The sequence below is a fragment of the Bradyrhizobium sp. CB82 genome (assembly GCF_029714405.1).
Classification (GTDB): domain Bacteria; phylum Pseudomonadota; class Alphaproteobacteria; order Rhizobiales; family Xanthobacteraceae; genus Bradyrhizobium.
Genome location: NZ_CP121650.1, coordinates 4,730,011 through 4,742,096, shown reverse-complemented (window position 1 = coordinate 4,742,096; position 12,086 = coordinate 4,730,011). Strand labels below are relative to the sequence as shown.

The following is a 12,086-nucleotide window of genomic DNA, read 5'->3' as shown; positions in this document are numbered from 1 at the left end:
GTCGGGCAACACCTTCTGAAATTCGTGGAGCGTGAGGTGCAAGCGGCGCGCGGCCTTCTCCGCAGGCACGTCGCCGGGATCAACGCGGAAGCGGATTTTCGATGACGGCGGTGTGTTCATCTATGGAGGGTTAGTGCATTTCAGCGCCGAAGCCGGCGACTTCGTCGAGCACCTTGATGTGGTCCCGGAGCAGGTCGGCCGCCTCCGCGATCTTCGCTTCGCGATCGGCCTCGTGGGCGCAGATGTAAAGCACGCCGGCGAGCACGCCGATCGCCTTCACGAATGCGACATGCGGGTCGGACCCTGCAGCGTCAACGTACTGCGATGCGATGTCGAAGGTGTCCTGCAGATGCGCCGCCAGTTTGGCGTTTGCCTCGTCCGTTGCCATTGCTGATTCCCAACACGCCCACGCCCGGCGTGTGTTCTAGCAGGCCTGCGCGCGGATGTCGTGCCTTCGGATCAGCCCATCCGAGGGCCGTAGAGCAGCCTTCAACGCGCCAGGATCCGCCGGGCCTGCTGCTGATCTAGATAGGATCGGCCAGCATCCGTGATGGCGAGAAGAAAATGGCCGTGTCTGGAATAGACTTGGCGGACCATGCCGGTGTATCCGGGGCCGGCTTTCAGGCGCTTTGTCGAGGGCCGTAGTGATGCTCATCGAGCCACCGATGCTTAGGGTTTTGCCGATCAATGCCTGCGTGAGGGCGCGGCACATGGGTTGGCTCTCATCTCCGAGCGCTCTGAACTGCTTCACCTTGGCGAATTCGCGCAGTATGTCGATCATGTTGAAGCCGTTGGCGGCGAGGTCGATGGCCGTTTCAAGCATGAGGTCGAGCCGCTGCTTATCGTCCAGGTCGTCCCGCCAGCTGAACACGGATGCCCCAAGGATGTCGCCCCGTCCCCTACCCCCGTTCACGGACACGCGACGTCTCATGTCGGTAAGCTGGACAATTTGCAAGTGCTGATTGGCGTGGAAAACGGCAACGGGAGCATGCCCGGCCGGTGATGGCGCGGTAGTGTCGGCCTGCACAAACGGGGGCGGTCAAAAGATGAACATACCTGACTTCGCGACCACCACAGGCACCATAGTGTTTGCGGGGATAGCTGTACGCTCATTCATCTTTGATGCGCCGTGAATCGCCGGCGGCAGGTCATCAGCGACCCACCAGCGGAGAGGTTTCGAGCTCTCGCTCCCATCCCAAGACTAGAAATTGTTTCTTCCGATGCTCACATCGTTAGCTCTCAAGCTCAACGCCGCGACATCCCGGTTTGCGACTGAAGCGTCCCTCGCGTGTACCACCTGGAGTGGCCCCGAGCTGGCCCGCGCGGGAGCTCTACGAAGTCGCAACATTGACGTCGCGGTGCTGGGCCTTGCGGCGGTATTGCCTTGGTCGACCAGTGCAACCAGCATATTTGGGATCGCAATTTTCTTTCTCATTTGGCCAACGATCAAGACGGAGCGGCTGGTTGCAGCCTTAAGTCAGCCTGCCGGAGCTTTGCCGATTGCGCTTGTAGTTCTTGCCGCCATCGGAACGGCCTGGGCAACCGGAGTACCTTGCTCAGAGCGGCTCGGCGCTCTCGACAAGATGATCAAGCTGCTGCTGCTCCCGCTCCTGTTGCTGCACTTCCGGTACAGTCGACGGGCAACATGGATATTCGCCGCCTTCGTCGGATCGAACGTCATTTTGCTGGGGTATTCCTTCCTAGCATACGCAGTGCCCTCGATGGCCATTGTTGAAAAAGTTGGTTACGCGGGCGTTCCGGTGAGAAATTATATCGACCAAAGTCAGGGATTTGCGTTCGTTGCGACTGCCTTGGCAGGTCTCGCGTTCGAGGCCGCGTCTCGGAAAGACCGCTATTCAGCTGCGGCCCTCGGAGCGACCGCTAGTCTATTCTTTGTCAACCTCGCCTTCGTCAACGTCGCTCGGACCGCATTTTTTTATATCCCCATCATGTTGGTCCTGTTGACGGTGCGCTACGTAAATCGAAGGCAAGTCGTTGCAGGACTGATCGGAGCAGCGATCATCTGCGGGGGACTGTGGCAGATATCTCCTAACCTCCATCGAAAAGTCTCCACGATTTTCGCGGAATTGGCTGTGCAGCCGGATGCTCCAATAGGAGAGAACGAGCCTTCAGCAGCTATGAGACTTGAATTTTGGCGCAAATCATTGCGATTTTTTGAAATGGCGCCCGTCATGGGCCACGGGACCGGTTCGATCCGAGGTCTCTTCCAGCAAGATGCGATCGGCCAGGCAGGGGTTTCGGCCGTCATTGTCAGAAATCCTCACAACCAGACGCTTGCCGCTGCCGTCCAGTGGGGCAGCATCGGAATCATAATTCTTTGGGTAATGTGGATAGCCCATCTGCGACTCTTCTGCATCAGCGCCCCGGTCGCCTGGATCGGTATGCTGGCGACAGTACAGAATATCGCAAGCTCGGTTTTCAACTCTCATTTGATGGATACGTACGAGGGTTGGCTCTACGTTCTAGCGGTTGGGGTTGCAGGAGGAGAAGTGCTCCGCATTCAGAGCAACACCGCCATCGCCTCGAAAGGCGCACACCAGGAAGCCTGCATCTAAGCCCGCCGCATCGCTGCGCATCTGGGGTGCGGATACATTGTCGCGTCAGATCCGTGGTAAGCTAAGCGTGAGGTTGCGTCAGCCGCGGCCGCTTCGAGGCGCGCTCATAGACTACTCAATCGCGCAGATTTGTCTCGATTATCTTGAGTTCCATTTCTTGCATAGGTATCGCGACCATAACGCCGTTACGGTGCCGCGAGTGCACGTCGAACAGCAGCGCGTCGTGTAGCCAATGATGCTGCACATGGACGTCGAGAGTGCCGGAGGCGATTGCCGTCGTGACGGAGTAGCGTCCGGATGCGAGGTTAGGGAGAACGAACACGAAGCGGGCCGCGACCTCCTGTCCTTGCCGGAAAGCCAGTCCTTGGTCGGCATGGCTCAAAAATGTGTTGTCCCCGAACAATGGTTGGCCGAGGCGATCTTTGACATGAAAGCCGACGATGGGACTTTCCATATCCGCGGCGATCTTGATCCGAATGGTTATCGCGACTGCCTCGCCGCCCTCGATCCAGGACAGTGGTGTGCCGTCCGGAGCTGTCATCGTTGTTTCGACAATTTCCGCAAGCCCGCTGCCGAAAGAGCTGCTCTCCTCGCGGGCATCGAAGATAGCTGGCTCCACCTGTGGCGCCGGTGGCCGAGCCCTCCTGGTCACCCCGTCTTCCTTAACAAGAGACATTGCCAAGGACCCCGCCCCCTTGTCGGAGGTTTGGTTCTGACTGGCCGCTACCTGACGAGGCCGTGGGCGGGCCAATCGAACAACATTTTCCGGCAGGCCCATCGCCTGGGCTTGTATCGCCGCGGCGTAGGCCTCGCAGACATCCTTTGCGGAGCCCTCCATTTGCAGTCGTCCCTTGTCGAGCCAGAGGGCGCGCTGGCAGAGACTCATCACGGCGCCGGTGTCATGGCCGCAAAAGAGAACCGTGCCGGTTTCTCGGAATTGCCGCAGCCAGCGTAGGCATTTTTGCTGGAAATAGGCGTCACCGACTGCCAGCGCCTCATCGATGATAAGAATATCGGCGTCGACATGGGCGATCACGGCGAACGCCAACCGCATCGCCATGCCGCTGGAATATGTCTTGACAGGCTGGTCCACGAAGTCGCCGATATCTGCGAAGGCGACTATGTCGTCCATTCGTGCCCTAGTCTCCTCCTGCGACAGTCCGAGCACCGAGGCATTCAGAATCACGTTCTCGCGACCCGTATATTCCGGATTGAAACCCGACCCTAGTTCCAACAGCGCTGCGACCCTCCCTTTGACCTGAACGTCACCGGTCGTCGGAGTCAAGGTGCCGCATACTAATTGCAACAGCGTCGACTTGCCTGATCCGTTGCGGCCGATCACGCCTACAGTCTCACCGCGGGCTACTCTGAAATCGAGCTCCTGCAACGCCCAGTGACGGCTGAAATAGGTCTTCTCGCCGAGTTCAGCGCCGAAGCAGCGCGCCACCGGGCGGACGAACCGTTGCAGACGCGGCACTACGCCCTGCAGCAGACGGTCCGTTGGCTGGGAATAGATTAGATACGCCTTCGAGAGGCCTTTGGCCGAAATGGCCGGGTCAGAGGACATCGGCGAATCCGTTTCGTAACCTCTGAAAAATCCAAAATCCGCACGCAAGCGCTGCCAGCGCCGCCACACTGTAAATCGTAAGTCCGACGAAATCCGGCCACCGGCCGAAAATCGTGACGTCGCGCGCTTGTTGCACCACGAAGGTGAGTGGATTGAGTAGGATGGCGCGTCTGAACGATTCTGGAATGGCCTCGATCGGAAAGAAGATCGGCGTCAGGAACAACGTCACGGTGATGAGCAAGGACACAAGTTGGGAAAGGTCACGCAGATAGACGCCCGCGGCTGCAAAGAAGAACACCAAGCCGATCACAAACAGCAGATAAGGAGCAATCACGAGCGGCAGCATCAGAACCGTGAAATAGATCTTTCCGTTCAGGAGAAGGTTGCCGATGAGGACGATGGCGATGCCGATGCCTGCGTTCACGAGCGCCGTAAGGACGGTAACGACCGGCAATATCTCGAGCGGGAACACCACCTTTGTGACGTAGCTTGCGTTTCCAAGCACAAGCGCAGGAGCGCGCGCCACTGCCTCGGCGAATATCGTATGGACCACCATTCCGGTCAGACAGATGACCGCGAAGTCGAACGGTCCGTCAGACATGCCTGGCCATCGCGCCTGGAACACCTTGCTGAAAACGAAGGTATAGACTGCCGCCGTGAACAGCGGCATCAGCACCGCCCAGGTGGCGCCAAGCATGCTGCCGCGAAACCGCTGCGTGAACTCCCGCGCCGCGAGACGAAAGATCAGCACGCGGTGGCGTCCCAATGCTTTGACGAATTCGGCGAGCGAGGCTGGGTGGTGCCGCATTGTTGAGGTTCAGTTTTTCCGGGACAGTTCGTCCTGGATGAAATCCAGGTTCAAAAGGACGTTTTCCAACCAGTCGACATCGAGCAATTCCGTATTTTCGGAGGTGTCGTCCGATAGGTCAGCGTGATCGGACGGCCGGCCTTCGCTTGCGTCACGAAACGCGGAATCTCGGACTCGCGGGAGGGTGTGACATTTCCGTAGCGGGTGGCGCACAGGATCGTGCCCGTGTCGAGTGCCAGGGAGCGTGCTTTGGCAACCATCAGCTTTTCCATCAGCGCATTGCTCATGCCCATGGCATTGATGGGACATACCGCCTTGTCGGTCGACAACACGACGACGCGCTGAACGACAGGTGAGGCTTCCGAGCATCCCGGAAACTCCAATCACGAGAACCTTCTGCATGGAAATCCCCAACTGGCGCGTACCTGCCCCAATTTCGATCTGATGTCTACCCAAGGCATACGTCCCGCTTTTGATACCCAAGAAACTGGCGTACGCCGGCTTCCATGCGTTCGAGGGTAAAGTCCGCCATGAAGGATTCCTGAGCAGAAAGGGCGAGACGCGCATAGAGCTGGGCATCCTCGACCAAATGCATCAAGCCGTCATATACAGCGTCGGGGTCCATGGACCGGCAAATGAACCCGGCGCGCGTCGATTTCAGGTATTGCGCAGGACTCGCATAGTCCGGCCCGTGGAAAAGGATTGGTCTCCCCGAGGCGAGGTAGGTTGGGATTTTGGATGGAAAACTGAGTTTGGCGACGTCGGCCATCGAAGTCGCATAGGGGTACGGACAGTAGAGAATGTCGCAGGTATCCGATAATAGCTCCACGGATTTCGCCTGCGATTGCCAACCAAGAAAATCAAGATGATCCTCTGGTATGGCTACCGGGCGCTGATGCCCGAATACGCGAATGGTTACTCGACGGCCGGCCACTTGCCAACGAGCGAGTTCGAGCGCCCTCACGAGCGCAAGCCATTCTTCATTGGCATAAAATTGCCCGGCCATTCCGATCACTAGCTCGCCGGTGGTTCGCAAGGCCGGCTCTGGCCGTCGCGCGATAGACCGATCGAGCGAGGCAATGATGGCCTGGCTCGGTGTCCCATAGAGCTCTTCGTATTGCCCCGCCATGGCCCACGAGGCGGCAGCACAGGCCGTCGCCGCCCGCATCGTTCGGTCGAAGGCGGCGACATCCCATCTGCGGTTGAAACGATCGACGCCGTGAGCTCGGAGCCACCAATCCAGCGGATCCCAAATCTGGGCTCGGAGCGGAACGCCGAGTCCGTCTGCAACCCCAGCGGCCATTCGGACCATGGTTTGGCCCTGAAGGATGACCCAGAGGGATGAGACGTTCTGTTCTTTGCCGTAGGCGACAGCCTGACGCACCAGCGGCGAAATCCTGGTCCGGCGACGGAACGTCTCGATTGCGGTCGCGCCAGCCAATCCGACCGAAATCCCCCGAATACTGCGACAGCTGAGTTCGTTAGGTTTGACCGCGAAGCGTATCGGGATATCAGCCAGGTCCGGATAAAGCTCCGGGCTCAGATGACGGTTTTGCACGCAAAAGATCGCCAATTCTCCGGCGGGGACGAACCGGCACATTTGCGCTGTGACAATCCCGGCCGTGAGATTGCTGGAGGGCGGTATGTCGGTGAGCAGTAGCGTCTTCATTATGACGCAGGCTCGCTGGGACTGTTCAAGGCATGCTTGTCGGCCACGGACCGGTACAGTCCGGCCAGCCGCCGGGCAAATAGTCGATCGCCGTACAAATCTTCGGCGGTGGTCCGCCCCGCCGATCCTCGCGCACGTCTTTCCGCTTCATCCCCGGCAAGGCGGCATATGGCCGCGGCGAGGCCGTCGATATCCCCCATCGGGACCGATATACCGACATCAGGAGCCCGGGCGACTTCAGGCAGGGAGGTGCCGTCAAATACGATGACCGGTTTCCCGCACGCCATCGCCTCGATCGCCATCATGCCGAACGCTTCCGCGGTCGACGGCATGACGAAGAAATCCGCAGCCTTGAAGGTGTCTAGAATCAAAGCCTCGTCGTTTGTCCATCCCAAATCGATGATCTGATGCCTTCCGATGAATTCATTCAGCTGCGCCTTAGCGTGGGTCGCTACAATGCAGAGCGGGACATTGATCTCTCCCAGACGGCGCAGGGCTTCAAGGAAGAAACCAAAGCCTTTATACGGGCTATCGGGAAAAGCCCGCACGCCTATCACCACCCGGTTTGGCAGCACCCCGAGGCGCGCGCGCGCGGCGGCGCCATCGCCTGGACAGAATTTCTCCAGCTCGATGCCGAAGGGAATGCAATGCAGCCGGAGGGCTCGACCGATCGGCGAAGATTGCACCATCCGCCGCATATGCTCGGATGCAACCACAACATCGATGTCGCTCTTGTGGATCAGCCGCTGCTTCCATTGAAAGTCCTGGGCCGTGCGATCGCGGCGCATCTCGAACACGAGGTCCAGCCTCGGGCATTCCCCACAGCCGATCTTCCACCTTTCGCAGCCCAGCGGGTAGATGCAGTGCCCCGTCATCGGCCAGGGATCGTGCCAAGTCCAGATACTCGGCTTGAGTCGGCTGAGCCAGGGCAGCGCATCGAGGCCGAAATAGCCATCGTGAATGATGTGATAGTGAACCACATCTGCTTCGCGGAACGCGCGATGTAGCGGCAGCGTGAACGATTGAAGCTGAAGACGCGAATGGAAAGAATACGCCCGTTCGATTCTTCCTAGCACTTTCGTTAAGTCGCGACTGCGAGGAATTTCAAAAAACTTGCTCGAGGAGTCGCTATCGCTCAGCCTGTTCCAGACTAGATGATGCGTTTCGATCCCGTCCGCCGCGAGTAGGTGGCGAACGTCGAAGCCGTTAAAACGACTTCCGATCAGGTCCGATGAATTAAGTTGAAGCACCTTCATGCTTTGAAAGCCAACACGCAGATCGCAATCATTGGGCAAATGCCCGTCGGTAGAACTCATCCATTTTCGGACGAAGCACTTCGACCGCCAGTCTCGATTTTATGATTTCGAAATTCTCGACGGCAGCAGTGTCAACCAGATTGTCGTCGGTCAACGCGCTTGCGAAGCGCTCGCATATCTTCTCAAAATCGTCAGGCGGGATGGCAAAGCCGGTCTTTTCGTGAACGAACCATTCCTCACAGCACGAGGTATTGGTCTGGATCGGAAAAGCTCCCATCACCATTGCTTCCAGCACCGACGTCGAAATAGCGTCAGAGATGCTGATTCCGAGATAGATTCGCGCCTGCCCGAAATGCCGCAGAATATCGTCATGAGTGGCCCAGTCGATCACCTTGATTTTGAGAGTTCCTGCTTCGGCGAGTTCGAGTGCGCGGACGCGTGGTTTTGCGCTGATCGAGAACAGAACGATCGTGTGATCCTTCAGCTGCTCGGCAAAGCGCTCGAGCACGGCAAGCGACACCATCGCGCGCCCGGCAAAATGATCATAACCCTTGACCATGATCAGCTTGCGCCTTGAGGGGGGCTCTGGATTACGGAGCGACAGGACGTGGTTGATGTCCATGCCGCCGGAATTCGGCAGAACCGGCAGGTCCGGTCCGCGATATCCGAATTCCCGTCCAAGTGCGAGGTCGCGATGGCATTCGCAGGAGTAGAGATCGATAGCTTCGCACACCCGCCGGATCTGCCGCGCATGGTCGGGTTGCCGGCCGAATAAAAAGATATCGCTGCCCCAGTTAGTCGCGAGCCAGCGAGGAAACGGACCTTTAATACGATCGCGCGCAGCGAGCACGAGATAGGCCGAATGTTGAAACTCCATCGAGTGGATCAAATCCGGCTTGAGCTTGCTGATGAGAGAGGCAAGCACGTCAGGACCATGAATGCGCAGTGTGGTTTGATCACTCTCGTCATCGCGTCCGAGGCGAACGGTTTCCGTGACATCGGCAATGGCGCCGATAGTCTGAAAAGTCGACAAGTGTCGAATTTTCACGCCTGAACTTGTGGTGTCAAAGGGCGGCGACTCAACGTCGATAACTTCCGCTGCCGGACTGATCAACATTGCTTGCTTGATGCGCTTCAAGGCATGAGCTGGGTCGGATCGCAGGAGACGCAGGAAGTTGAGGACGCGAGAACGGATACCTTTCCGGCGGGCTTCCTTCACGGCCTCTTTTGGCGGCTCGTCCAGGACCGGAACGTGAAGCGTCAAATCCCGCAGCTTGTGGTGTGGAGTGCTCGGCTCGAGCGGAAAAATATGGAGGTCGTAACCCAGATCCGCCGCGATATCGATCCATCGCGCGGTGTGCGGGCTATTGTGCATCGCTACAAAGAGTATCTTGCGCCGCACGGTCATTCAGCGATCCAACGACGAGATGACTGAACAAAACGCATCTCGCGCCCGCTCCACGTGGAATTCCTCGGCAAGGAGTGCTGCGTTCTTGGTGAGACGGCGCCTAAGTTTGGGGTCGTTGGAAATCGTGGTCAACGCCGCGACCAGCCGATCCGGATCGGAGGTGTCGACAATCAGGCCGGCGTCAGCATTCCGCAGGAGCTCGGTCGCAAACGACCCGGCGGGCGCATGAACCAGGATAGGGGTGCCGGCGGCAAGATATTCTCCGAGCTTGGCGGGCGAAGACGATAGGATCGCCTCGGGGATCGCGGAGTCGAATGACAGCGGCAGAAAAAGGACGTCCGCATTTCGTTGCAACGACAGTGCGGTCGACTGAGGAGTATGTGCATGATGGCGCACATAGGGGCCGTCGAGGCCGTTTGCGGCCAGCGCAGTAATGGGCTGAGAGGTGTAGACGTCGAGTTCGAAGCGGCCCGCCAACCGGTTAAGCGCCGCGTTCAGATTGCGAAAGGCGCTCGCCTGCGCCGAATACACTGATCCCGTGTACAGTAATCGGCAGGGTCGCCCGGCGTGTCGTTCCGGCTCATCCTGCGGTATGCCGGTGGGCTCATTGGAGAAGCCCGCGGGGTCAACGGGATTTCTCACAATATAGATCTTCGCCGCTGGGAGACGCCCGCGCACGTCGTTCGCCAGGACTTCGTTCGGTGCGATTATGGCGGCGGCGCCGCGGCCCCATATCGGCTCCCAAAATCGCGCCAGCCACCGGTAGATGCCTGGCTCCCACTGAAAGATGGGATCATCGAACAGATAGGCGACGAAGGGAACTTTCAGCCGCCGCGACGCAAAATAAGCTGCGGGAAGGTCGAACGGACTGGCCGTGCAGCCAACGATCGCATCGACCGACTCGTTTCGCAGGATCGATGTGATTTCCTTCGTTCTCGACATCGCACTGCGCAGCAACCCACCATAGTTGTTTAATTTCCGCAACGCTTCCGGTGCGGGAGATATCAATTGATGGCGGGGAGGACCAAGCGAATGATAGCTGCCGAAGCGGTTGCCTTCGGCCTCGAGCGCTTGAAGTTGATCCGTGAGGTAGACCGGAGGAGCAACTCTTGCAGGTACCATGAGACGCTCCAGAACTCTCGCTTGTCCACTCGCAGACGGAGGCGCGGCCGTGGTGACCACGGCGATTTTCGGCAAACGTGATGGATGTTCGCCGGCCACAGGCAGGCTTTCCTGAGGAACGCTGCGGTTCATGCCTCACCGCTGAGATTGGCTGGAGATCCGGCAGGCGAATCCTTTGGCACCTGCCACCAAACCGCCGCGCCGTCGACTTCGTGCATGGGTGCTAAAATTCCATAACGAGCTCGGAAGTCATCCACGGCCTGGGCGCAGGCCTTGAGAATGTAGTCGTCGACAATCACGAACCCGCCTGGAGATACTTTCGCGTAGAGTGCGTTGAGGGTATCCATCGTGCTTTCGTACATGTCGCCATCGAGCCGCAGAACTGCCAATTTCTCGATGGGGGCGGTCGGCAAGGTGTCCTTGAACCATCCCTCCAAGAACACGACCTGTTCGTCCAGCAGGGCGTACCGACGAAAATTGGCCTCGACTTCGGCGCGCGAGACGGCGAGCTGATCGAACGTGTGGTGCTGGTCGCCGGCGTCCGCGGGGTAGGCGGCTTCGTCAGGAGCAGGAAGGCCGCGGAAGCTATCGGCGACAAATACCCGGCGGCTTGTATCGCCGGCCGCTGCCAGAATGCCGCGCATGTAAATACATGCACCGCCGCGCCACACGCCGGTTTCGATCAGATCGCCGGGCACTTTTTCCTCGAGAGCCCGCTGCGTCAGCGCCCGCAAATTCTTCATCCGCGCGGTACCGATCATCGTCTCTGCGTGCGACGGCCAATCTCGTCCAACCGCCCGACGCGCGGGGTCAAACACGTTCTTCGCCCAAGGCGCCTGCGAAACGTCCGAACGCAGCGTTCCCGTTAACGAACCCTCTAGCAAGTCCAGATAGAGACCGACGGCATTTCCGTCGGCCGACCGCCTATCTCCTTCGAGGCGGGTTCGTATTTCACGCATCTGCGCTTCTGCTTGACTACCAATGGCGGTGACGTTTGCGGTTAACAATTCGATTTTCTGCTCTTGCGTTTGAGCCGCAACGTGGACTTTTTTTAGAACGAGGTCAGTGTGCTCGCTAGTAATCTCACCTATTGAACGAAGTACTACGTCGAAACGACTTGAGACCTCTCCCGAGAGTTTGGTTTGGAACGCGTCCTTCGCTAGATCCCGCTCAACCTCGCGCGATGATGCGAGAGCTAAGGCTGCATCGAGCTTCTCGGTGACACCCGCTAATCCAGCTTTGAGATGAGCGGATTCGGCCATTGCGACTAAGAGTTTGGTTTGGACCACGCCATTTGCTAGATCCCGTTCGACCTCGAGCGATGACGCGAGAGCTAAGGCTGCATCAAGTTTCTCGGCAACACTCGCTAAATCAGCTTTGAGATGAGCGGATTCGGCCGTTGCGATTGAGAGTTTGGTTTGGAGCGCGCCATTCGCTAGATCCCGTTCGACCTCGAGCGATGACGCCAGAGCTAAAGCTGCATCAAGCTTCTCGGTGACACTCGCTAATTCATCTTTGAGCTGAGCGGATTCGGTCGCTGCAATTGAACATTTGGTTTGCGATTGCGCAATTTCAATTCGCAGCTGCGATAATGCTTGGCTTGTCGCAACCAATTCGACGCTTTGATCCAGAAGTGCAGAGCGCAAGCGACGAACTGGCGGCAGCCGGTGGAAAATCATT

At 58.4% G+C, this 12,086-nt stretch carries 11 protein-coding genes; 1 reads left to right on the top strand and 10 read right to left on the bottom strand.

Annotated features, from left to right (window positions below; translation table 11 throughout):
- Nucleotides 1–130 precede the first annotated feature (130 nt).
- Both QA640_RS23030 and QA640_RS23025 read right to left on the bottom strand, forming a co-directional pair.
- Nucleotides 131–388 (bottom strand): hypothetical protein, encoded by a 258-nt coding sequence (locus QA640_RS23030; protein ID WP_283035248.1) that lies wholly within the window; start codon nt 386–388, stop codon nt 131–133.
- Between the two features lie 36 nt (nt 389–424).
- A complete protein-coding gene (locus tag QA640_RS23025; RefSeq protein ID WP_283035247.1) occupies nt 425–871 on the bottom strand; it encodes a hypothetical protein in 447 nt (148 codons plus the stop codon).
- A 337-nt stretch (nt 872–1,208) separates the two neighbouring features.
- Between QA640_RS23025 and QA640_RS23020 the strand changes: the two genes are divergently transcribed.
- On the top strand, nt 1,209–2,576 hold the full coding sequence (locus QA640_RS23020; RefSeq protein ID WP_283035246.1) for an O-antigen ligase family protein: 1,368 nt from the start codon (nt 1,209–1,211) through the stop codon (nt 2,574–2,576).
- A 115-nt stretch (nt 2,577–2,691) separates the two neighbouring features.
- Here QA640_RS23020 and QA640_RS23015 read toward each other — a convergent pair whose 3' ends face one another.
- From QA640_RS23015 to QA640_RS22980, 8 genes are all read right to left on the bottom strand, one after another.
- Entirely contained in the window at nt 2,692–4,143 is a 1,452-nt protein-coding gene (locus QA640_RS23015; RefSeq protein ID WP_283035245.1) for an ABC transporter ATP-binding protein, read from the bottom strand.
- Nucleotides 4,133–4,840 carry an ABC transporter permease gene (locus tag QA640_RS23010; protein WP_283035244.1) on the bottom strand — a complete coding sequence of 236 codons (708 nt, stop codon included), beginning with the start codon at nt 4,838–4,840 and terminating at the stop codon, nt 4,133–4,135. Before QA640_RS23010 ends, QA640_RS23015 begins: the two co-directional genes overlap by 11 nt.
- 161 nt (nt 4,841–5,001) lie before the next feature.
- Entirely contained in the window at nt 5,002–5,280 is a 279-nt protein-coding gene (locus QA640_RS23005) for a polysaccharide biosynthesis protein (RefSeq protein ID WP_349253637.1), read from the bottom strand.
- 119 nt (nt 5,281–5,399) lie between these two features.
- Complete coding sequence (locus QA640_RS23000; protein WP_283035243.1) at nt 5,400–6,620, bottom strand: hypothetical protein; 1,221 nt, start codon at nt 6,618–6,620, stop codon at nt 5,400–5,402.
- The gene (locus QA640_RS22995) at nt 6,620–7,936 is read right to left on the bottom strand and encodes a glycosyltransferase (RefSeq protein WP_283035242.1); all 1,317 of its coding nucleotides are present in this window, start codon (nt 7,934–7,936) and stop codon (nt 6,620–6,622) included. Before QA640_RS22995 ends, QA640_RS23000 begins: the two co-directional genes overlap by 1 nt.
- On the bottom strand, nt 7,905–9,284 hold the full coding sequence (locus QA640_RS22990) for a glycosyltransferase (RefSeq protein WP_283035241.1): 1,380 nt from the start codon (nt 9,282–9,284) through the stop codon (nt 7,905–7,907). The genes QA640_RS22995 and QA640_RS22990 overlap by 32 nt, the downstream gene beginning before the upstream one ends.
- Nucleotides 9,285–10,538: a glycosyltransferase gene (locus QA640_RS22985; protein ID WP_283035240.1), complete on the bottom strand. Its 1,254-nt coding sequence runs from the start codon at nt 10,536–10,538 to the stop codon at nt 9,285–9,287. It abuts the gene before it with no gap.
- Nucleotides 10,535–12,085, bottom strand: a complete 1,551-nt coding sequence (locus QA640_RS22980) for a TylF/MycF/NovP-related O-methyltransferase (RefSeq protein WP_283035239.1) — start codon at nt 12,083–12,085, stop codon at nt 10,535–10,537. The genes QA640_RS22985 and QA640_RS22980 overlap by 4 nt, the downstream gene beginning before the upstream one ends.
- Nucleotide 12,086 lies beyond the last annotated feature (1 nt).